This window comes from Pseudomonas sp. FGI182, from assembly GCF_000511325.1.
Taxonomy (GTDB): Bacteria; Pseudomonadota; Gammaproteobacteria; order Pseudomonadales; family Pseudomonadaceae; genus Aquipseudomonas; species Aquipseudomonas putida_Z.
On sequence record NZ_CP007012.1, the window covers coordinates 3,358,447 to 3,380,962 of the forward strand.

Genomic DNA, 22,516 nt, shown 5'->3' on the forward strand with positions numbered 1-22,516 from the left:
CACCTTCCTCATGCCTGGTAGAGCGAAACATGTAAATGACCACCGGGCTCGATACCGGCCCGGTGATTGCTCAGCACCTTACCAATTGTGCGTATAGCTGGCAGTCAACACAGTGCCGGGTGCCGGCAAGTGGCTGGTGTTGTTGTTATTGCGCAGCAACTGGCTGTAGAGCGGGTAGTAGTCGCGGTTGAACAGGTTCTGGATGCCAACGCTCACCTTGTCGTCAGCGGAGATCTGGTACTGGCTGACCAGGTCGACTGTCGTATAGCTGCTCACCTGATGTCGACCAAAGCTGTCCACGCCATCGAGCCTGTAGTCCTTGGCGTCGAAGAACGTGGCTTGCAAGCGGTTGCTCCAATCCAGGGTCGGCTTGTATTGCACATAGGCGGTCAGCTTCAGCGGCGGAACGCGATAGCCGGTCATGTCTTGCCAGCCTTTGCCGTCCGGTTTTTCTCGCCCGCGCATCCAGGTCGCACTCCCCCCTGCGCCCCACACCGCATCGTCCGATAGCCAATCGGCACTTGCTTCAGCGCCGTAGATGCGCTCCTTGGTGCGGGTCAGAATCAGGCCATTGTTGAAACTTTGCACATCCCCCAGCTTGGAGGTGGTGTAGAACAGCGCCAAGGTGCCGAGGGTGTTGCTGCCCAGCTCTCCTCGCCAGCCAAGCTCGTAGTTGTTGGTCTTGACCGGTTCCAGATTCGATGCGTCGATGTCGAAACCACGGCGCGCATTGCGCAGCTGAATGCCCACATCGGGCAATTGGAAGCCCTGGCTGAAGGAGGCGTAGATTTCCTGGCCGAGTACCGGTGAGTAGACGATGCCCAGGTTCGACAGAACCGCATCGTAATGAATGTCGCCACCCTTCACCGCCACCGGGGAAGCAGCCGTGGATTCAGACAACGGAACGAAGTCATCGAACTCGGCGGTGGAGTATTCGTAGCGCAGGCCGCCGTCGATAGACCAATGCTCGTCGAAGCGATGCTGCAGCTGGGCGAACGCACCGGCGCTTCGCGTCCTCAGCGGGGGCATGTAGGTGAGCTTGCCGGTCTTGTCGAATACCAGGCCGCCACTGGCGTCATAAGCCGCCGGGTCGAAGACGTCGAGCGGCATGTCGCTGCGCTCCTGGTTATAGTCGCCACCCCACACCAGCTCGGTACTGCCGCTGTCGCTAAGTGGCGTGCGCAGGGTCAGGCGGCTGCCGAAGACTTCACTGTTCTGCATGATCTGGTCGATGTTGCCGCCGCGGGTGGCAACGGCTCGGGCGTCGAACGGGGTGAAGCGGGTGAAGTAGTCCCGGTAGTACATCTGGGCAGAAAGCCGGCTTCCGAGAATGTCGAGATTCTCGTACTCCAGGTTCACCAGGGTGTTGCGAATACGGTTCTGCTCGTCGAGGTCCAGGCCCTTGATGGCATTGGCCGGCACAGAGCCTGCGGGGAGTTTCGCGACGCTTGGGTCTGTAGCGTAGTCAGTGTCCTGGCGGGCGTCGTAGTGGCTGACTGCAAGCTGGATTCGCTGGTTCTCGTCGATGTGCAGCCCCAGCTTGCCGCCAATGTTGTAGATGTTCGAATCGAACAGGTCGCCTTGACTGGGCTCCGGGGCGATCCGGTCGCCATGCGCATCGTACGAGGCACCAATGTGGCGGGTACCGAAGTCGAACGAGTAGTCCACCGCGCCCTGAGAGCCTGCGAAATACTGCTGGAACTGGCCCCCCAGGCCATCGCTGCCCAGGCGGGTGAGTGGCGAGGTGGCGCTCAGGCTGGTTTCGGCACGGTTTTCGCCACCAGCAGGCCGTGTGGTGATGGAGATGATGCCCCCCGTGGCGCCGCTGCCGTAGATGGCGCTGCTGCCGCGGATGACTTCGACCCGTTCGATCAGTGCCGGGTCGATGTTGGCCAGGTTGCGCGAAGAGTCGCGATTGGTATTGAGCGGCACCCCGTCGACCATGACCAGCATGCTGCGCCCGCGCAGGGTCTGGCCATACTCGGTGACGGTGCGGCTGGAGTCGGACATGCCCGGAATCGCCTTGGCGAGTACCGTGGCCAGGCTCTCTGAACCCTGGCGCAGCTCCTGCAGTTGTTCATGCTCCAGAACGGTGGATTGCCGCGTTGCGGAAACCAGGCTGCTGCTGGTGCGCGAGGCGGTGATTTCCATCTGCGCCATTTCCACGGGCACGCTTTGGGTTGCGGGGCTGGATGCAGGGGCACCCTGCGCGACGATGACGAACGTGCGCTCATCCTTGGCCTGTACCTGCAAGCCACTGTCCTTGAGCAGCGTTTGAAGTGCTTCCTCAGGTGTGAACCGCCCTTTCACCGCAGGCGCGTTTCGGCCTGCACCGAGATCGCTGGCAAAGATGATCTGCACCGAAGACTGCTGTGCGAGCGCATTGATGGCCTCGCCCAGCGGCGCGGCGGGGAGATCGACGTTCACCTTTTCCCGGCCCTGGGCCGACATTGCGATGAGCAGGCTACTGGCGAGCAATGACAAGCGTAGTTGGCGACTGCAGAGGGGGAAATGCACTTCTCGAGTTCCTTCTTATGGTTGGGCTTTTTCAGTAGCCGCCATGGGGATCGAGAAACCCTACCTGCGCCTGAGAATTATTTTCTTGTCGATTTGGGTTGAATCCGGACGCTGCCATCCCCTTGTTGCAGCACGGCGACGGGCAGGATGCTTGGCAGCAGATCCAGTAGCAGGTCGACATTGTGCGCCTCGAACACCCCTGTCACCTTGAGTGCGGCCAGGCTTGGGTCGCTCAGCTCGATGGGGGCCTTGCGATAGAGACGCAGCAACGACACCGCTTCATCCAGCGGCGTCTGCTCGAACACGATGCGATCATCTTTCCATGCCATCGCCCTGGAGGCGTCGGCTTTCGCAACCGGCATCAGTTGCCCGCCAATCGAGTCGACCTGTTGCCCTGGCCTGAGGGTGACAGGCGCTTGTGCTGCAGCCGCCGCGGTGACGTCCACGCGCCCACGGGCCAAGGACACACGCACCGCGTCGTTATCCAGGCGGCGAACATTGAACAGCGTACCGAGCACCTCGACTTTCGCCAGGCCAGCGGACACCACGAAGGGGCGGTACACGGCCGAGGACACATCGAAAAGCGCCTGCCCTGCGCGCAGGTCGACTTCGCGGCTGAGCAGACGCCAACTGATATCGACATGCGTGCCACTGTCGAGCAGCAGCTTGCTTCCATCGCCCAGCAGCACAGCGCGCCGCTCACCAATGGCGGTAGCGAAACGCTCGCTCTTGTAGGAAGGGTTAAGCCACGCCAGGGCTGCAAAGGCGATCGCAAGCGCCAGCGTGATACCTGCCGACTTTACCGCTTTCGAGGGCGCAGGCCTGGACGGCGGCATGGGGAACCGCTGCTTGAGCTCTTCACGATGTCGCCCCAGGGCCTCGTCCAGTGGCGCCTGATCGGGCTGCTTGGTCATGGATGCACCTCATCGCGCCCAAGCCGTTGCCTGCACGCCGCCAACCCCAGGCGCAGGTGCTTTTCCACTGTCTTGATGGAGATACCGAGGCGAGCGGCTACTTCTGCCTGGGGGATTTCGTGAATCTTGTGCATGACGAAAACAGCCTGACAGCGAGGTGGGAGGTCTGTGATAGCGTCGACGAGCAGTTGAAACTCGCGCTCGCTGTCATACCTGGTCATCGGGGTGGCTGCCGGGCAGGCCACCTCAGGCAGCTCGGAGATAGCCTCTACCCAGGCGCCTCGGCGGCGATCGCTACGATAGCGACTCACAGCGGTGTCATGGGAGATTTTTCGTAGCAAGGCCAGTGGGGTTCGGACGTCGTCTTTCTCACCGCGCTCAAGCAACTGCACGCACACGTCATGCACTACATCGCGCGCCATGCTTCTGTCGCCGAAGCGTCGGCGAATGTGGTCCACCAGATCGTCATAGTGACGTACCAATGTAGACAGCAGCGTCGGTTTGGCGGGATCGAACGACACGATGCATCCTGAATAAGAGGTAGGCCCCGAAACAAGACACAAGTGTAAATGAGAAATAATTGCGAATAAACAAGCTACGGCGTCGAGCCATGCTAAATCGCAGGAAGGTCAGGAATGGTCAGCCCGTTGGCAATGGCACTGGCTTCAAGCTTTGCACGCTCCGCGTCCAGAAGGACATAGGCGGCTTGCAGCGTGGTGATCTTCGCTTGAATGTCGGCCATCTTGCTGGCTACCAACATCGCGCCCTGCGCGCAATCGATCGTATTACCCCGCTTGGCCGCAAGGATGGCGCCGATCTCGGCGAGCGAAAAACCGCCGCTCTGGGCACTTTGAATAAAGGCCAGATCAACAACGGTCTGGTCGCTGTAGCTACGGTAGTTGTTGGCTTGGCGATGGGCCACGATAAGCCCGAGTTGCTCGTAATAGCGCAATGTATGGCGGCCGACGCCACTCCGGCGCTCCAACTCTCCAACATTCACAGTAAAAATTCCTTGACTGTAGAGTACGCTCTACACCTTAGCCTGCGCTGATCATCCAGACAAGGATTCAGATATGAGCGTGGAATGCTTCGTCACCGGCGGCAGTGGGTTTGTCGGCCAACACTTATTGGCCCGTCTTACTGCGACAGGGCACAAGACCTGGGTGCTCATGCGCAACCCTGAAAATATTGAACGCCTCAAAGAGCAGGTAGGCCAACTGGGAGGTAACCCTGCATATATAAATGCAGTTGAAGGAGACATCAGCAGGGATGGGCTTGGACTCAGCGAAACAGGCAGGCAATGCGTAGCTTCAGTCGCTGTGATCTTCCACCTCGCGGCGCAATTTACCTGGGGCCTGACAATGGAGCAGGCCCGCGCAGTCAATGTACAAGGTGCGCTGAGAGTCGCCAGGCTCGCGGCGAGCCAGCGTATCCGCTTGCTGATGGTGGGCGGCTATATGCTGCAGAACCTTACTCATCTTTCAAGTATCGGGGTTGATCACGAGCGCCCTGAAAACACCAATTGGCCCGCAGTCTACGGTCGTGTGGGTGGCTACGAAGGCAGCAAGCTGGAGTCCCATTTTGCAGTCATCCGCTACATGCAGGAGGCAGGCGCGGATTACACGATCGTTCATCCTGCTACGGTGTGTGGCCATAGCGAGAGCGGGCATATCCCTGAAGGGCAACCTCTGGCCGACCTCATTCGAAATCTGGCACTGGGCCGGTTCAAGGCTGTCCCCGGCTCCGCCAGGCACTGGTTGCCATTGGTCAGCGTCGATTACCTGGTAAAGATGATGACCTGCGTGGCGTTCGACCCGTCGATGGCCAACCGGCAGGTCCTGGCGCTGTATGAGCACACCCCGAACCTGCAGGGTATGCTCGAGCAATTGGCACAAACGCTGGATATAAAGGCCCCCCGCCGCCATGTACCCATAGGGTTGCTGAAGTGGCTATTGGCGATTCCCGGCCTGGCCACCCGATTGTCGATCAGCGCCGAGTCACTGAACTTCATCCAGACGCAGCGCTTCGACATGAGTGACAGCCAGCAACTGGAACGAAAGTATCAGTTGGCACATCCCGACATGGCGCGAACTTTGGAAAAGACCGTGCGCTACGTCCAGGGTTACTTGCCCTCTCGTCATGTTCACACTTCTGCAAAACCTGACGGAAGATAACAAACGGGTTCTGACAGAGCGCGTAATTCTGTCGAACACTCCAGCAACTTCGGTGTTATATTATTGCGCATGAACCGGATGGTTACTTCCTGACCGTCTGGTTAGTTAAAGCGTGTCGACGCTCAACTTGGTCTTTAGGGAAAAAGGCGTGTGAATTGACGTGAAGCGTGACATCCACCTCGTTGTGCTACTGCTATCGGTCATCGGTTGCTCTCTCGCATCGTTAACGCTGTGGAAGGTCATGGCTTCTCGCGAGCGCGCCCTGGAAGACGTCAATGTCCATGGCCTGAACCTGACCCAGGCACTGTCCACCTATTCGGAGGGTATCGTCCGGCAGAGCTCGATGCTGCTGCTCGGGCTGGTCGAGCGCCTGGAAACCGAGGGCGCCGGGCCTGCGCAGATCGAGCGGCTGGATCAACTGGTCAAGCGCCAGCAACCATTGATGCCGCCAATGAGCGGCATCATGATCTACGCCTGGGACGGACGCTGGCTGATGTCGTCCAACCAGCCGACCCCCGTCGGTGCCAACAGCAGCGACCGCGCCTTTTTCATACACCATCGTGACGACCCGTCCCGCGACCCTTTCATCGGCCTGCCAATCCGTAGCCGCGTCAACCAGGAATGGGTGATCACCATCAGCCGACGGTTCAACGATGACCATGGCGAATTCGCCGGCGTTGTCGCCATGACGCTTGGCGTGGAGAACTTCCTACAGCTATTCGGCAAACTCGATGTCGGCCATGAGGGTGCCATCGGGCTGGCCTATACCGACGGTTCCATGCTGGTGCGCTACCCGTTTCGGGAACAGGACATGGGGCGCAACTTTTCGAAGTCGCCCATCTTTACCAAGTATCTCGTCGACCAGTCAGCAGGCACTGCATCGTTCACCTCCAGCCTGGACGGCGTGGAGCGCCTCTATGCGTTTCGCAAGAGCGACAAGCTACCTTTGGTGACAACGGTCGCGCTGGGCAAGCAGGAGGCACTCTCGGCCTGGCGGCTCGAAGCGCTGCTGTCAACGCTGGTGGTCGCTGTGCTGCTGGCACTGACCGGGGCCATTGGCTGGCTGTTGATTCGCGCCATGAGCCGGCGAAATGCGGTCGAAAGCGAGCTTCGACTGACCCAGCAACGGCTACTCGACAGCAACCAGCAGCTCGAGAGCCTGGCGATGCACGATGCGCTCACGGGGCTTGCCAACCGGCGCTGCTTTGACGAAGCGCTGACTCAGGAAATCCGCACGGCCCATCGCAATGGCACCACGCTGGCTTTGCTGATGATCGACATCGATCATTTCAAACCCTACAACGACACCTACGGGCATCCGGCGGGCGATGCCTGCCTGCAGCAGATAGCCTCCTTGCTCTCCTCCTGCATTCGACGCCCTCGCGACCTGCTGGCACGCTACGGGGGTGAGGAAATGGCGGTAATCCTGCCCGAGACCGACAACGATGGAGCGGCCGTCGTCGGCAGGCTGATGCTCGAGCGCCTGGCCTTGCAAGCCATCCCTCACAACGGCAGCCCATTCGGACACATAACCGCCAGTATCGGCATCGCCTGCTCCGATGGTACGGCCCTGGACAGCGCGCCATCACTGATTGAGCGCGCCGACCGGGCGCTCTATATCGCCAAGCAGGCCGGCCGCAATCGCCTGCATGTCGACCGGGCGAAGACATAAAGCCAAATAACAAGGAATGTATAAATGCAATCTCATTTCAGCAAAGGCTTGCTCTTTGCACTCTGCGCCGCTGCACTGAATGCAACGATCGGTGTACTCAGCAAGGTATTGATGAACAGTGGATTCAGCTCCAGCAGCATCGCCCTGATAAAAACAGTCCTCGGCTGCCTGTTGCTGTCAGCACTGCTACTGTTCCTCAAGCGGCCACTGCATACGGCCAAATGGTTCCATGCCGCCGTTTGCGCCTTTCTCGGCATTTTTGTGCTGTTCCACTTTGAGACTTCGGCCTATAGCCATTACGCCGCGGCAGGCGTCGTGGTGATCCTGATGGCAAGCGCCTCCATTTCTTCGATATTACTGGGACGGATAGTCCTCAAGGATCCAATCACCGCCAATGCGACAGTAGGCGCCGGTTTGACCATAGCTGGCATTGCCGTGATTTTTGGCGCCGACCTGGAACAAGGTTTTACGCTGCAAGGTGCAGTGCTCGCTTCGATCGGAGGCTGCGGTTATGGCGCATTTTCGGTTGCCATGAAGCGCATGGGCGTTTCCGGGGGGCTGCATTTCACCCGGCAACTATTGTTTTTCGGCAGCCTCTACCTGCTGATGCCGGCTGCAACCGATGGGTTCAACATTGGCGAGCTGTCGCTGGTGGCGGTCATGGCACTGCTGGCGCTAGCCGCGTTGCCGACCATCCTCGGCTTCTTCTGTACCACCAAGGCCATCGAATACCTGAAACCCTCGCAAGTCCAGGCGCTGGAGCTGACCGAGCCGCTGTTTGCCGCACTGCTGGCGTTCGTGGTGCTCAATGAAGTACCGCGGGACACGTTGTACCTGGGGGCCGGGCTGATTCTCTTCGGCCTGTGCTTCTCCAATGAGCTGATCCGACTGGGCAAGAAAGCGCCACAGCCGTCCAAAGCATGAAACGCGTGCGAGCAAGCACCTCGAAGCATGCATGCTCGCACGGCCGCATTACCAGATCGCAATATCGTAGGTCAGGTAGATCCGGTTGCTGTCGCGCCCTCGGGAAAAGTCAGAGCGGTAGACGTAGTTGCGAAGCTTCACACCCAGACCTTTCACAGGCCCGGATTGCACCACGTAGGCAAGCTCCACATCACGCTCCCACTCGCTGAGCCCGGCATCACCGGAACGACCGTTGTCCCCGCTCAGGTAACGCGCCATGAAGGTCAGCCCGGGCACACCGGCCGCTGCAAAGTTGTAGGCGTAGCTCGCCATCCAGGTTTTCTCTTCCTCCTCGATGAACTTGCCTATGCCAACGTTACTGAACGAGTAAACCGTCGCGCCGCTGATGTACGGCAGCCCAGCCTCGCCGTCGAGCACCTGGTAACCGGCACCGACAGTGTGCCCGGAGTGGGTATAGGACAGCTGCCCGCTGAACATGTCATTGTCGATCTGGCCGCCATGAGCGGCTCCGCTGTCGCGGCTCTTGAAATAGCGCAAGTCGGTGGTGAACACCCCTCCACCCAACGGCAGATCGTGTACCAGGCCGGCATAGTCCTGCCGATAGAAGTGTTCGAGCTGGCCGTGGAAATAGCTCAAGCGCAGCTGCTTGCTGATGGCATAGTCGGCCCCGGCAAAGCTGAAATCGCCTGACTCGCCGCCACTGTAACCATCGAGGAACAGACCGGTGCTGTCCGAGGAGTCCCGCTGCTTGAAGCGGTCCAGGTGGCCGGCGGTCAGGGTCAGGCCATCGACATCGGTACTGGTCAGCTGCGTACCCTGGTAGGTCTGAGGCAACAATCGCGCATCGTTGTACACCAGCACCGGTGTCTTGGGCAGCAAGGTGCCATGCTTGACGATGGTCTGCCCCAGTCGCGCCTTGGCCGTCACACCGGCACTGGCGAACTCGTCCGCGGCACGGCCATCGTCATGCACCGGCAGCAAGCCGGTACCGCTGCGCCCGCGGCCCGAATCGAGCCGTACGCCTACAAGCCCCAGGGCATCGAGCCCCAGCCCCAGCGGGCCTTGGGTGAACCCTGATTGGTAGTCGAGCAGAAAACCCTGTGCCCATTCCACACGCTCGCTCTTTGCAGTTGCAGCAGCGCGGGCGCTCATGCCTTGTTCGTCGCGGAAGTTTTCGTTGAAGTAAACGTTGCGCAGCTGCAGCTTGAGCTTGCCGTCGTCGATGAATCCGGCAGCGCCGGCCACAGGCAGCCAACCGCAGAGCAGGCCACAGGTGGCCCCACGGAAAACAGTTCGGGACATTTTCGATACTCTGTTGTTGTTCTTGGATGAGGTGGGCGCCAGCGGCGCCCGAAGCAGATCAGACGAAGAAGGACAAGGCACCCGTGACCAAGGCCAGTGCGGTGATGACCAGTGATGTCAGCACCGCCCATTTCACGGTGGCCTTCTGGAAGTCGCCGATGTCGCGATCGACCATGCCCACCAGCAGCAAGGTCGAGGCCACCAGCGGGCTCATCAGGTGCACTGGCTGCCCCAGCACCGAGGCGCGGGCGATTTCAACCGGGTCGATGCCGTAGGCGGCCGCAGCGTTGGCAAGGATCGGCACCACGCCAAAGTAGTAAGCGTCGTTGGACAGTACGAAGGTCAGCGGCATGCTGGTCAGCGCCACCACCAGCGGGAACCAGTGGCTCCAAGCCTCGGGAATCCAGTCGACCAGGGTCTGCGCCAGTGCATCGACCATCTTGGTGCCCGAGAAGATCCCCGCGAAGATGCCTGCGGCGAACACCAGCAGTACCACTGTCATGGCGTTGCCGGAGTGGGCGAGGATGCGCTCTTTCTGCAGATCCAGTTGTGGGTAGTTGATCATCAGCGCTGCGACGAAACCGATCATGAACAACAGAGCGGAGTGCATGACGCCCATCACCAGCGCCGTCATGACGGCAATCACCAGCACCAGGTTCACATACGCCAGGCGTGGGCGCTTGTGCGGGTTGTCGCCGAGGATTTCCTTGATGTAGCAGTTGCCGCCACCCGACTCCAGGGCGATGTTGCCGATGCGTCGGCGCTCGGCACGGCCCAGCAGGAAGGCGGTGAACACCACCCAGGCCGCACCGCCGATCACGGTCGGCAGCATCGGGATGAAGTACTCGGTCGCATCCAGCCCGAGCGCGGCAATGGCCCGGGTGGCCGGCCCACCCCAAGGGCTCATGCCACTCATGATGCTCAGCGACAGCATGGATACCGTGGCCAGGATCATCGGGTTCATGCCGATGCGCTTGTACAGCGGCAGCATGGCCGCGCAGGTAATCATGTAGGTGGTGGTGCCGTCACCGTCGAGCGCCACCAGCAGCGACAGCAGCGCGGTACCGATGGCGATCTTGACCGGGTCGCCATTGACGCGCTTGAGGATCTTGCGGATCAGCGGGTCGAACAGGCCGGCATCGATCATCAGGCCGAAGAACAGGATGGCGAACAGCAACAGCGCTGCCGAGGGCGCCACCATTTTCAAGCCATCGAGCATCATCTTGCCCAGTTCGGGGGCGAAGCCACCGATCACAGCGAAGACAATGGGTACCACGGTGAGCGCAACGATTGGCGACAGGCGTTTGCTCATGATCAGGTAGGTGAAGGTCACCACCATGATCAGGCCCAGGAGTGCGAGCATGGTCTTTTCTCTTGTTTTTATTCTATTGCGGCCATCGGCAAGGCAGACGGCCCCCTACCCCACTCGGCATCGCCAGGATGCTGAGTGGGATTTTAAGTCAACAATGGGAGATGGAAGAGGCTTTCAGCTGTGATGCCGAGGCTCGGCAGACCAGTCGGCCTGCGCAATATCCGCCTCGTCCGGTGCAGCCGGAATGCCGTTCAGGCGGCGCAGCAAGGTTTCCCGTTCACAGGCATTCTCCGACAGCGAGATGACCACGGTGGCCACGGCGTTGCTGGCCAGGCTGGTCAGGGCACGCGCCTCGGACATGAAGCGATCGATGCCGATCAGCAAGGCAAGCCCTGCCAACGGGATGTCGTGAATCACGGTCAAGGTCGAAGCCAGTGCAACGAAGCCACTGCCGGTCACACCCGCTGCGCCTTTTGACGACAACAGCATGATCGCCAGCATCGTCACCGTCTGGCCCAGGCTCAGGTCGATGTTGCAGGCTTGAGCGATGAAGACTGCCGCCAACGACAGGTAGATGGCTGTACCGTCGAGGTTGAAGGAGTAACCGGTTGGCAATACCAACCCGACCACGCCTTTCTTGCAGCCCAATTTCTCCAGTTTCTCCAGCATGCGCGGCAGCACGGGCTCGGTGGACGAGGTGCCGAGCACCACCAGAAACTCCTCGCGGAAATAGCGCAGCAGCTTCCACAGGCTGAAGCCGTGAGCACGGCAGATACCACCGAGCACCACCAGCACAAAGAACGCACAGGCGATGTAGAGCGTACCGACCAGCTTGGCCAGTGCCCCCAGGGACGTCACGCCGTACTGCCCGACGGTAAAGGCCAGCGCACCGAAGGCGCCGACCGGGGCGAAGCGCATCAGGTAGCCAAAGATGCGAAACACCATGGTCGAGGCAGATTCCAGCACATCGAGTACCGGCTTGCCCTTCTCGCCCATGGACGACAGGGCAAAACCGCTGAGCACCGCGATGAACAGCACCGGCAACACTTCGCCCTTGTTGAACGCCCCGATGAAGGTGTCGGGAATGATGTGCATGAAGAAGTCGACCACGCTGAGCTTCGCCGCAGATGCGGCGTACTGGCCGAGCCCCGCGGTGCTTAGCGTGGCAGGGTCGATGTTCATGCCGACACCAGGGCGGAACAGGTATACCGCTGCCAGGCCGATCATCAGGCTGATGACAGTCAATACCAGGAACAGCAGCAAGGTCTTGCTCATCAAACGCCCGAGGGAGCGCTTGTCGGTCATCCCGGCGATACCGGTGACGATGGTGCAGAAGACCACCGGCGCGATCATCATCTTGATCAGCTTGATGAACGCATCACCCAGGGGCTTGAGCGCAACGGCCTGTTGCGCCCAGAAGTGACCGACCACCACGCCCAGCAGGACGGCGCAGAGGATCTGGAAGTACAGCGATTTGGCGAGTCTCATGAGGCATCACCCATTGTTGAAATTGTGCGGATGCGCTTGTTGCGAATGTACAGGTCTGGACTACCGCCTGGGCCTACCCCGCCAACCTGCGGAATGTAGGCGCGTAAACGAAGCCTGAGAACAGCCGCCGGGCGGTTCGCACCACAGAGGCCTGAATCGTCTTGCCATCGGCGCCGCTGCGTGACAGCGCGACATCGATACCGCCGCTTGGGTGTTCCAGGCGAACCTCGGCCAGCTGTTCGGCACCCTCGCCCAGCAGTTCGCCGATTACCGTACCTGGGCTGACGCAGGCAGTCGCCAGCCCTATCGCACCGGTGATGGCCAAGGCACGATGGCAGTTGTGCGGCATGAAGTAGCGAACCTGCAATGTGCCGTCATAGCGGGGCTTGGACACCAGCACAGGCTTGGGGATGACCATGCCGCTGACATCGCCCAGGCCCATGGCCTTGCCTGCCTTCAGGCGCAACGCCTCGAGGCGCTCGAGCAGTTCGCCGTTGGCGTCGAGTTCGGCCGGGGATTCCGAGCCGGTGACGCCCAGCTGGCTGGCCTCCACCACCATCATCGGCATGGCCATGTCGATGCAGGTGACCGCAACGCCGTCGATCACATCCTTGGCCTTGCCAGTCGGGAACAGCTTGCCGGTCTTGCTGCCGACCGCATCGAGGAAGGTCAGGTGCACCGGGGCGGCAGTACCCGGTACGCCATCGATCGCCGTGCGGCCTTCATAGCGCACGATGCCGCCGGGGGTTTCCACCAGCGAATTGACGAAAGTGCCGGTGTTGAGGTTGCGAATACGCACCAGCGTCTTGCCGTCCTGGCCTTTGACAAGACCTTGCTCGATGGCGAACGGGCCAACGGCGCACAGCATGTTGCCGCAGTTGGGCGCGGTATCGACCCGGCGCTGGGCGACCATGACCTGCACGAACAGGTAGTCGACGTCGGCGTCGGCATGCAGCGAGGGGCTGACAATCGCTACCTTGCTGGTCTGCGGGCTACCGCCACCGATGCCGTCGATTTCCAGTTCATGCCCGGCACCCATCAGGTTGATCAGCAATTCGTCGCGTTCGACCACATTGGCAGGAAGGTCCCATGCATGGAAAAAGGGGCCCTTGGAGGTGCCACCGCGCATGAGTACGCAAGGAATTCGTTGCATGATTTCGCACTCTTGTTGATCAATGGACATCATTGATGCTGTGGACAAAAGATTGACAGGGATGGATAAATCAATCCAATGCAAATATCGTAGCTATTATTGCGATCTAAGCATCAATTCAGAACTGACTGCCAAGAGCGATCCGAGATGGAATATGAGCTGCAAGACATACGATCTTTCGTGAAAATCGCCGAACTCGGCAGCTTCCACGAAGCCGCAGAAGCGTTGCACCTGTCGCAGCCCGCCTTGAGCCGGCGGATCAAGAAGCTCGAGGAAGGCTTGGGCACTTCGTTGCTGGAACGCACTACTCGTCGCGTCAGCCTGACCAGCGTCGGGCGTGACTTCCTGCCCAAGGCAAGGCGCCTGCTGGATGACTTCGAAGACTCGATACTGAGCATTCGCGAACTCGCAGAACGACAGACCGGTCAGGTAACCCTCGCCTGTATTCCGACTGCAGCGTTCTATTTCCTGCCGTCGGTGATCCGTGACTACAACGAGCAATACCCCAAGATCCGCATTCGTCTGCTGGACCTCAGTGCCAACGACGGGCTCGAAGCCGTGCTGCGGGGTGAAGCCGATTTCGGCATCAACATGATGAGCGGCCAGCACCCGGACATCGAGTTCGTCTCCCTGGTACAGGAACATTTCGTCCTGGCCTGCCGCAGGGACCACAAGCTGGCGAACCGTGAAGCCGTCACCTGGACAGAACTGGCCGACTACCGCCTGATTGGCGTAGGCCGGCTTAGCGGTAACCGGATGCTGCTGGACCATGCCCTGTCCGGTCTCAACCTGCGGCCCAAGTGGTTCTACGAGGTTCAGCACCTGTCCACCTCGCTGGGCATGGTCGAGGCCGGGCTGGGCGTGTCGGCCATGCCCAGCCTGGCCATGCCCAGCGCCGACCACCCGACGCTGGTCAGCGTGCCGCTGATCGAACCCCAGGTAACCCGTACCCTGGGGTTGGTCTACCGCAGAGGGGCGTCGCTGTCGCCGGCAGCGGAGAAGTTCGTGTCGATCCTGCTGGACAAGTGGCCCAACCGTTGAACGAAATGCCTTGCTTCCGGCTCGGCACGGCGCAGGGGAAATACGGGCTGAGTTCATGGTTCACTCCCCGCCCAGGCCCAGCTTGTTGGGGCGGCGCTTCTCGATTGCAAACTTGAGCAGTGCCGCGCTGCGGAACAGGCCATGGGCAAACTTGCCATAGGGCAGCGTGATGAACAGCGCCATCACCGTCCCCAGGTGAAGCGCCAGCACGATCGCCATCGCTGCGGTATCACGCAGGCCCAGCAAGGCGAGGCCTGTGGCGCTGACCAACAGCAGAAGCAGAATGAAGGCGCGGTCCATGGGGCGCTGGGCCACATCGCCCTGCTCCGGCGCCCTGCGCAGGTTCAGCGCCAGCAACCCGGCCGGCCCGACAATCAAGCCAATTCCGCCCAGGGTTCCGAGCAACACCGGTGCGCTCAACAGCGGGTACGGCGCCTGCTGGCCCAGCAGATAGTGATACCCGGTGGCGACCACCGTGGCGGCAAAGCACAGCATGAAGCCGTAGAAGGTGAAGTGATGGAAGCGACGGCGCCAGAGCGTGTAGCGATCATCGGCGTTGTTGCAACCTTGGCCGTGCCCGCCGTCCAGGTATTTCAGGGTCAACGCCGCGCTTGATGCCTCAAGCACAGCCCCTTTTGCCGGTTGCGCCAGCGCCTCGGCAGGCGAGACCGAACGCCAGAAGCGACGTACCGCCACCGCCAGAGCCAAGCCTGCAGCGACAAAGACGCTACCGAACATCAGCGCCAGGGTGTTGTGCGGGAAGACCGCATAGAAATTCCCAGCCAACCGCCCGGGCAGCAGCGTGCCGTTGACGAACAAGGTCAGCAGCAGGAACAGCGACAAGGCTACGGCCAATGCACTGGCGACATAGGTGCCGTTGTGCCTGTACAGCCGCCCGAAGAGGGCCGGCCAGGCGTACTCGGCGTATGTCTGCCCGCGCACCTTGGCCATCGCCTGGGGCACGTTCACCGCGAATTCGTGGGGCTGCGCGTACTGGCAGGCATGCAGGCAGGCGCCGCAGTTGTGGCACAGGTTGGCCAGGTAATGGATATCTGCCTTGCCGAACTCCAGCCTGCGGGTCATCGCCGGGAAAACGGCGCAAAAGCCCTCGCAGTAACGGCAGGCATTGCAGATCCGCATTTGCCGGTCCACTTCCTGCTCCTCGACGTTCAACACCGGGATCAGTTCGAGGGCCGGCCCGGCGGTGTCAGGCTGGCGTGGCTCAGGCAGTTGCGCAGTCATGGCTCTTCTCTTTTTCTGGATGTTCGTAACCCGCCGCCGCAGCAGCGCTGGTTCCGGCGATACGGCCGAAGGCGGTGCCGATGGACATGCCGACGCCTGCGGTGTAGCCCTTGCCCAGTACATTGCCCGCCATCATTTCACCGGCAACGAACAGGTTCGGGCTGGGACGCCCGTCGAAATGGACGGCGGCGGTTTCATCGGTGCGCAGCCCCAGGTAGGTGAAAGTCACGCCAGGGCGCAGCGGGTAGCCGTAGTAGGGGGGCGTATCGATCGGGCGCGCCCAGTGGCTTTTCACCGGTTCCAGGCCAACGGTGTGACAGTCGTCCAGCCGGGTGTGGTCGAAAGTGCCCACCTGGCAGGCTCGGTTGTAGGCATGCACGGTTTCGAGGAAGGCCTGCACAGGCAAACCGAGCAGGCCGGCCAACGCCTCCAGGCTATCGGCGGTGGCGCCCGGGAAAACCGGTGGCATGAAGCGCCCGAGGGCTTTCTGGTCGATGATAGAGAACCCCACCTGCCCAGGCTGATGCGCCACCAGGCGCCCCCAGATGGCATAGCGCTTGGGCCAGAAATCCTCGCCTTCATCGTAGAAGCGCTGGCCATCGCGGTTGACCACCACGCCCAGCGACACACAATCGATGCGCGTGCAGATGCCGCCGTCGTACAACGGCGCACGAGCATCGATCGCCACCATGTGCGCCTGGGTCGGGTCGCCAATCGTGTCGGCGCCCTGTTCGATCATGCGGCGCAACAGCACACCGTCATTGAAACGCGTACCACGGATAAGGAAGTTGTCCGAAGGCCACTCCCCTCGCTCGTTCTGCCCCCACGCTTCGCGCAACCACTCACGGTTGGACTCGAAGCCGCCGGCGGCAAGCACACAGGTACGCGCCTCGATGCGCTCGGCAGGCAGTTGTCGCCCCTGAACCTCGCGTGTCGGCACATGGGCCGCAACGAAGCGTCCGTCTCGCAGTTCAATGTCGGCTACCGGTGTGTCGTAGCGTATCTGTACGCCAAGGTTTTCGGCGCTGCGGAAGTAGGCATTGACCAGCGCCTTGCCGCCGCCCATGAAGAAGGCATTGGTCCGTGCGGTGTGCAGCGCACCAGACAACGAGGGCTGGAAATGCACGCCATGCCGGCGCATCCACCCACGGCAGCTGGAGGATGCGCGAATCACCAGGCGCGCAAGCTTTTCGTTGGTCTGGCCACCTGTGACCTTCAGCAGGTCCTGCCAGAACTCCTCTTCCGGGTACGCCTCGAGCAGTACGTCCTGGGGGCCATCATGCATGCACCGCAGGTTACGCGTGTGTTGTGAGTTGCCACCACGCCAGGCGCGGGGTGCGGCCTCGAGCAGCAGCACGCTGGCTCCGGCCTCTCGCGCCATCAGCGCGGCACAGAGGGCGGCATTGCCCCCTCCGATGACTAGCACATCGATCATTTCGCCTCCAGATCACGAAGAGCCGAATGTTCGGCTGCTCCTCGTGACCGGGGACTTTAATGAGCGCCCGCAGACCGCGAAACGCGATGGTCGGGGGGAGGCATTCAGTTTTTCTAAAGGGGCTGGATGAGCGTACCCAGAATCCGGGTCAAAGCAGCCGGGCCCCAGGCCATCGGCCCTGTTCCACCAGATCCCGAGCGACCTCCTGCAGTACGATCCGCGTTGCCAACGCTGCCGGCGAGAGCTCGTCATCGGTCAGGCTGACAATGACATTGCGACGCTGCGCCTGTGCTTCATCGATGGCAAACACGCGCAGGCCCGCCTGATGCGCCCGGGCCACCGTCGCGCCGGGCTGGATGGTGGCGGCATGGCCCGCACACACGCAATCCATCAACAGCGACAAACCATCGACTTCCATGACGATGCTGGCCTCCAGCCCTGCCCGCTCGAAAATCGAGCGCAACGTCGTTCGCAGACCGTGTTGCGTGCTTGGCATAACCAACGGCAGCGTCGCGATCTGTTGCAACGTGAGCGACTCGCCCCAGCCGTCCTTGACCAGTGGCGCGGGAACCAGCACGAACAGCCGCTCCGTCAGAAGCGCCCGTACCTCCAGCCGCGGCCCCGTCTCTGCCTGGAACAGCACCGCCAGGTCGAGGTGCCTGGCATTGAGCTGGTTCATAAGATAACCAGACAGCATCTCCACCAGGTGCAGCCGGATGTCGGGATAGCGTTCGCGCATCCTGTCGATCAACGCCAAGCCAAGGATCGATGCAGTGGTCGGTGCCAGCCCCACGCTGGCATAGCCGCTCATGCGACCACTTTGTGCCGCCAGGACAGCATGCTCCGCCTGACGAAGCGCCAGGCGCGCATGGTATTCGAAGGCCAGTCCGGCCGCGGTCGGCGCTACGCCGGTGCTCGAACGCGTCAAAAGCCGGGTACTCACCTCGCTCTCCAGCTTCGACAGTTGCTGGCTCAGTGCGGAGGCGCCGACCCCGAGCTCGACCGCCGCCCTGCCAAGGCTGCCGTACTCCAGAACACTCAGGAAATAGCGAAGCTGACGTAACTCCATACAGATCTCTTCAACGATGGGGGCAGGCCTGGAGCATGTTAAACGTATTTGCACAGCGTGGGCGGTCAAGCCTTGATCGACAGGACGCTACGGTGGAACGGACTGGCCCGCCCTCATGGAACTGCATATAGCTGGATGATTGAGCAGGGCCTCTGTGGGAGCGGGCGTGCCCGCGAACACCGGCGCAGCCGGTGCCAACCACCGCGTTGAATTTTCGCGGGCACGCCCGCTCCCACAGAGGCCGCGTCGCGCTTGCGAATTGAGTTCTCTGCGCGACAGCGCAGCCCAAAGGGCTGGGCGATCTCCTGCAAGGCCTTCTTTTCGTCTGCAGAAATCAATCTGGCAGGCCTTGCAATACATGCGAAAAATCGTATATTTGAAAAACCATATATATCAAGCATGAAAAGCAAACACCGAGAACTGCCATGACTGACTCGCTGACCCCGACCCAGGTCTTCAAATGCCTCGCCGACGAGAACCGCATTCGGATGATGCTGCTGATCGCTCGTGAGGAAGAGCTGTGCGTCTGTGAACTGATCTGCGCCCTGGAAGAAAGCCAACCCAAGGTTTCCCGCCACCTCGCACAACTGCGCACCTGTGGCCTGCTGGAAGACCGCCGTCAGGGCCAGTGGGTTTACTACCGCCTGCATCCAGAACTGCCCACCTGGGTACGCGATGTCCTGGTAACAACGCTGGGGGCCAATCGCGAATGGTTGAGCACCAGCGCCAAACGACTGGACACCATGGGTGACCGCCCTCAGCGCGTGGCTACCTGCTGCTGACCATCCATCACTGCCCTGCAGAGTGAAACCATGACCGAACACCACATTCCCAACATCGACAACGACCTGGTCGATGTGCCGACAGCCGAGAAACTGGCGATCGAGCAGCAGTCCACCCACAAGCCTCGCATCCTGCTGCTGTACGGCTCGACCCGCGAACGCTCCTTCAGCCGCCTGCTGACCGAAGAAGCCGCCCGCCTGCTGGAGCACTTCGGTGCCGAGACGCGAATCTTCAACCCGTCCGGCCTGCCATTGGCGGATGACGCGCCGGATGACCATCCGATGGTCAAGCAGCTGCGCGACCTGGTGCTGTGGTCGGAAGGCATGGTCTGGTGCTCCCCGGAACGTCATGGCGCGATGACTGGTGTGTTCAAGTCGCAGATCGACTGGATCCCCCTGAGCATGGGCGCCGTACGGCCGACCCAGGGCAAGACCCTTGCGGTCATGCAGGTATGCGGCGGTTCGCAGTCGTTCAACGTGGTCAACCAGTTGCGCGTGCTTGGCCGCTGGATGCGCATGTTCACCATCCCTAACCAGTCGTCCGTGCCCAAGGCCTACCTGGAATTCGACGAAGCGGGCCGCATGAAACCGTCCCCGTACTACGACCGTGTCGTCGACGTCATGGAAGAACTGGTGAAGTTCACCCTGCTGTTGCGCGACCGCGCCGACTACCTCGTCGACCGCTACTCCGAGCGCAAGGAGTCGGCCGAGGAACTGTCCAGGCGTGTCAATCAACGATCCATCTGAAGTCACAACTCGAGAACAAGACCATGGCAATCAAAGTAGGCATCAATGGGTTTGGCCGTATCGGTCGCCTGGCGCTGCGCGCGTCCTGGGGCTGGCCGGAATTCGAATTCGTCCAGATCAATGACCCGGCCGGCGACGCCGAGACTCACGCCCACCTGATCAACTTCGATTCGGTCCACGGCCGCTGGCAGCGTGAAGCCCGGGCAGAAGGCGACTCGATGGTGATCGAGGGCAAGCGCATCAAGGTCACCGCGAACAAGACGATCGCCGACACCGACTGGTCGGGCTGTGATCTGGTCATCGACGCCAGCGGCAAGATGAAGTCGGTAGCGGTGCTCCAGGCCTATCTGGATCAGGGCGTCAAACGCGTGGTGGTCTGCGCTCCGGTGAAGGAGAAAGGCGCGCTGAACGTGGTGATGGGCGTCAACCAGCACCTGTTCGACCCGGCGCAGCACCGTATCGTCACCGCCGCTTCCTGCACCACCAATTGCCTGGCCCCGGTGGTCAAGGTGATTCACGAGAACCTGGGCATCCGCCACGGCTCGATCACCACCATCCATGACCTGACCAATACCCAGAGCATCCTCGATACGCCACACAAGGACCTGCGTCGTGCCCGTGCCTCGGGCATGAGCCTGATCCCGACCACCACGGGTTCGGCTACCGCAATCGCCGAGATCTTCCCCGAGCTGCGCGGCAAGCTGAACGGCCATGCCGTGCGTGTACCGCTGGCCAACGCCTCGCTGACCGACTGCGTGTTCGAGGTGGCGCGCGAGACAACGGCTGAAGAGGTCAATGCGTTGCTGAAGACGGCTGCCGAAGGCCCGTTGAAGGGTATCCTCGGCTACGAAGAGCGCCCCCTGGTATCCATCGACTACCGCACCGACCCACGGTCCTCGATCATCGATGCACTATCGACCTTGGTGGTCAATGGTACCCAGGTGAAGATCTACGCCTGGTACGACAACGAGTGGGGCTACGCCAACCGTGCAGCTGAACTGGCACGCTTGGTGGGCACGGCGGAGTAACCGGCGATCATGAAGGCGTTGTCAGCCCTGCCTGCACAAGTGCGTCAGTACCTGCTGGTTACCGGCAACTATTGGGCCTTCACCCTCACCGACGGTGCGTTGCGCATGTTGGTGGTACTGCACTTCCATACGTTGGGCTACACGCCGCTGCAGATCGCGGCGCTGTTCCTGTTCTATGAAGTGTTCGGCGTGATCACCAACCTGGTGGGCGGCTACCTCGGCGCCCGCCTGGGGCTCAACCGCACCATGAACATCGGCCTGGGCATGCAGGTGCTGGCCTTGCTGATGCTCACGGTGCCAGCAGCCTGGCTGACAGTGCCTTGGGTGATGGCGGCACAGGCGCTGTCCGGCATCGCCAAGGACCTGAACAAGATGAGCGCCAAGAGCTCCATCAAGCTTCTGGTGCCGGACAGCCAGCAAGGCACCCTGTACAAGTGGGTAGCCATTCTCACCGGTTCGAAAAACGCGCTAAAGGGCGTGGGCTTCTTCCTTGGTGGTGCCCTGCTCGCCCTGCTCGGCTTCACCCTGGCGGTGCTGGCCATGGCGGCGGTACTGGCATTGATCTGGATCGGCAGCCTGATCCTGTTGAAGAAAGACCTGGGCAAGGCCAAGGCCAAACCGAAGTTCCGCGACATGCTGTCCAAGAGCCGGGCCATCAACATTCTCTCGGCCGCACGGCTGTTTCTCTTTGGCGCCCGTGACGTCTGGTTCGTCGTGGCTTTGCCGGTGTATCTGAGCACGGCTTTTGGCTGGGACTTCTGGCTGGTCGGCGGCTTCCTGGCTGCATGGATAATCGGCTACGGCATCGTCCAGTCGCTTGCACCCCACATCACTGGCAAGAAACGCGGCCATGTGCCCGACGGTCGCGCAGCCTTCATCTGGGCGATTGCCCTTGCCGGGCTGCCGGCGCTTATCGCCCTGGGCCTGTCGGCTGGCTGGTCGGCGCAGGTGGTGCTTCTGGGCGGGCTGATGCTGTTCGGCGTGCTGTTCGCCGTGAATTCGTCGCTGCACAGCTACCTGATCGTCAGCTATGCCAAGGAAGACGGGGTATCGCTGGATGTGGGCTTCTATTACATGTCCAACGCGCTAGGGCGGCTGGTCGGTACGCTGCTTTCCGGTTGGGTATTCCAGGCTTACGGGCTGGGAGCCTGCCTGTGGATCTCCACAGTATTTGTTCTGCTGGCTGCCCTGATTTCTATCGCATTGCCAAGGCATGCTGGCGGGGTGCTCCAGGCTAGCGAAGAGAAAAGGTAAAGGGGTGATCCACAGCTGCCCACAATCGATCCTTGGCTGTCGTTCTGCCCAACAGAAATCATTGTGGGAGCGGGTTCACCCGCGAACACCGGCACAGCCGGTGCCATCCACCGCGGCGCCTGCTTCGCGGGTAAACCCGCTCCCACAGAGTACGCGTCGCGCTTACAAAATCAGTTAGACCCAGCGCGGACACTGATCCACGCTCTGTTGCTTGTACCGGCCTCTTCGCAGCACAAGGCTGCTCCTACAAAGTACGTGTCAGACGAGCGATATTTGTTCTCTGCGCGACAGCGCAGCCCAAAGGGGCTGGGCAATCTTCCTCGGGAATATCACCAGCCTTCATGCATGCGCTGTACCTGTGGGAGCCGCGCTTGCCGGCGATGGGCCGCGAAGCGGCCCCGGTTACAGATGCCGGCATGCCTTTGCGCATGGGACAGCGTCGCACACCGTGCTGACGGTGTT

General features: G+C 61.2%; 19 protein-coding genes. 8 read left to right on the top strand and 11 right to left on the bottom strand.

Annotated features, from left to right (window positions below):
• Positions 1–78 precede the first annotated feature (78 nt).
• The 4 genes from C163_RS14810 to C163_RS14825 form a co-directional block, all read right to left on the bottom strand.
• Positions 79–2,517 (bottom strand): TonB-dependent receptor, encoded by a 2,439-nt coding sequence (locus C163_RS14810; protein WP_025339487.1) that lies wholly within the window; start codon positions 2,515–2,517, stop codon positions 79–81.
• Between the two features lie 77 nt (positions 2,518–2,594).
• Positions 2,595–3,431 carry a FecR family protein gene (locus C163_RS14815; RefSeq protein ID WP_025339488.1) on the bottom strand — a complete coding sequence of 279 codons (837 nt, stop codon included), beginning with the start codon at positions 3,429–3,431 and terminating at the stop codon, positions 2,595–2,597.
• Positions 3,428–3,952, bottom strand: coding sequence for an RNA polymerase sigma factor (locus C163_RS14820; RefSeq protein ID WP_025339489.1), 525 nt, complete (start codon positions 3,950–3,952; stop codon positions 3,428–3,430). The genes C163_RS14815 and C163_RS14820 overlap by 4 nt, the downstream gene beginning before the upstream one ends.
• 92 nt (positions 3,953–4,044) lie before the next feature.
• Positions 4,045–4,431 (bottom strand): MerR family transcriptional regulator, encoded by a 387-nt coding sequence (locus C163_RS14825; RefSeq protein WP_025339490.1) that lies wholly within the window; start codon positions 4,429–4,431, stop codon positions 4,045–4,047.
• A gap of 73 nt (positions 4,432–4,504) precedes the next feature.
• Here C163_RS14825 and C163_RS14830 point away from each other — a divergent pair, with 73 nt between their 5' ends.
• The 3 genes from C163_RS14830 (at position 4,505) to C163_RS14840 (ending at position 8,201) form a co-directional block, all read left to right on the top strand.
• Complete coding sequence (locus C163_RS14830) at positions 4,505–5,605, top strand: SDR family oxidoreductase (protein ID WP_025339491.1); 1,101 nt, start codon at positions 4,505–4,507, stop codon at positions 5,603–5,605.
• 160 nt (positions 5,606–5,765) lie between these two features.
• Positions 5,766–7,277: a sensor domain-containing diguanylate cyclase gene (locus C163_RS14835; RefSeq protein WP_025339492.1), complete on the top strand. Its 1,512-nt coding sequence runs from the start codon at positions 5,766–5,768 to the stop codon at positions 7,275–7,277.
• 24 nt (positions 7,278–7,301) lie between these two features.
• Positions 7,302–8,201, top strand: a complete 900-nt coding sequence (locus C163_RS14840) for a DMT family transporter (protein WP_025339493.1) — start codon at positions 7,302–7,304, stop codon at positions 8,199–8,201.
• 48 nt (positions 8,202–8,249) lie between these two features.
• Here the strand turns inward: C163_RS14840 and C163_RS14845 are convergent, their stop codons facing one another.
• The 4 genes from C163_RS14845 to C163_RS14860 all read right to left on the bottom strand — a co-directional run bounded on the left by C163_RS14845 (position 8,250) and on the right by C163_RS14860 (position 13,456).
• The gene (locus tag C163_RS14845) at positions 8,250–9,503 is read right to left on the bottom strand and encodes an OprD family porin (protein WP_025339494.1); all 1,254 of its coding nucleotides are present in this window, start codon (positions 9,501–9,503) and stop codon (positions 8,250–8,252) included.
• A 58-nt stretch (positions 9,504–9,561) separates the two neighbouring features.
• A complete protein-coding gene (locus C163_RS14850) occupies positions 9,562–10,866 on the bottom strand; it encodes a CitMHS family transporter (protein WP_025339495.1) in 1,305 nt (434 codons plus the stop codon).
• Between the two features lie 123 nt (positions 10,867–10,989).
• Complete coding sequence (gene dctA / locus C163_RS14855; RefSeq protein ID WP_025339496.1) at positions 10,990–12,303, bottom strand: C4-dicarboxylate transporter DctA; 1,314 nt, start codon at positions 12,301–12,303, stop codon at positions 10,990–10,992.
• Between the two features lie 73 nt (positions 12,304–12,376).
• Complete coding sequence (locus C163_RS14860) at positions 12,377–13,456, bottom strand: 4-oxalomesaconate tautomerase (protein WP_025339497.1); 1,080 nt, start codon at positions 13,454–13,456, stop codon at positions 12,377–12,379.
• 147 nt (positions 13,457–13,603) lie between these two features.
• On the opposite strand from C163_RS14860, the gene C163_RS14865 reads away from it, so the two are divergent.
• Positions 13,604–14,497: a LysR family transcriptional regulator gene (locus C163_RS14865; protein ID WP_013972231.1), complete on the top strand. Its 894-nt coding sequence runs from the start codon at positions 13,604–13,606 to the stop codon at positions 14,495–14,497.
• A 60-nt stretch (positions 14,498–14,557) separates the two neighbouring features.
• Here the strand turns inward: C163_RS14865 and tcuB are convergent, their stop codons facing one another.
• The 3 genes from tcuB to C163_RS14880 all read right to left on the bottom strand — a co-directional run bounded on the left by tcuB (position 14,558) and on the right by C163_RS14880 (position 18,243).
• The gene (tcuB, locus tag C163_RS14870; protein WP_025339498.1) at positions 14,558–15,739 is read right to left on the bottom strand and encodes a tricarballylate utilization 4Fe-4S protein TcuB; all 1,182 of its coding nucleotides are present in this window, start codon (positions 15,737–15,739) and stop codon (positions 14,558–14,560) included.
• A complete protein-coding gene (gene tcuA / locus C163_RS14875; protein WP_025339499.1) occupies positions 15,720–17,174 on the bottom strand; it encodes an FAD-dependent tricarballylate dehydrogenase TcuA in 1,455 nt (484 codons plus the stop codon). Before tcuA ends, tcuB begins: the two co-directional genes overlap by 20 nt.
• A 148-nt stretch (positions 17,175–17,322) precedes the next feature.
• Entirely contained in the window at positions 17,323–18,243 is a 921-nt protein-coding gene (locus tag C163_RS14880) for a LysR family transcriptional regulator (protein WP_025339500.1), read from the bottom strand.
• A gap of 425 nt (positions 18,244–18,668) precedes the next feature.
• On the opposite strand from C163_RS14880, the gene C163_RS14885 reads away from it, so the two are divergent.
• From C163_RS14885 to arsJ, 4 genes are read left to right on the top strand one after another with little or no spacing between them, the layout of a single operon-like run.
• Positions 18,669–19,025, top strand: a complete 357-nt coding sequence (locus C163_RS14885) for a metalloregulator ArsR/SmtB family transcription factor (protein ID WP_025339501.1) — start codon at positions 18,669–18,671, stop codon at positions 19,023–19,025.
• Between the two features lie 30 nt (positions 19,026–19,055).
• Positions 19,056–19,772 carry an arsenical resistance protein ArsH gene (arsH, locus tag C163_RS14890; protein WP_025339502.1) on the top strand — a complete coding sequence of 239 codons (717 nt, stop codon included), beginning with the start codon at positions 19,056–19,058 and terminating at the stop codon, positions 19,770–19,772.
• A gap of 23 nt (positions 19,773–19,795) precedes the next feature.
• The gene (locus C163_RS14895) at positions 19,796–20,800 is read left to right on the top strand and encodes an ArsJ-associated glyceraldehyde-3-phosphate dehydrogenase (RefSeq protein ID WP_025339503.1); all 1,005 of its coding nucleotides are present in this window, start codon (positions 19,796–19,798) and stop codon (positions 20,798–20,800) included.
• A 9-nt stretch (positions 20,801–20,809) separates the two neighbouring features.
• Entirely contained in the window at positions 20,810–22,054 is a 1,245-nt protein-coding gene (gene arsJ, locus C163_RS14900) for an organoarsenical effux MFS transporter ArsJ (protein WP_025339504.1), read from the top strand.
• The last annotated feature ends 462 nt before the right edge of the window (positions 22,055–22,516 follow it).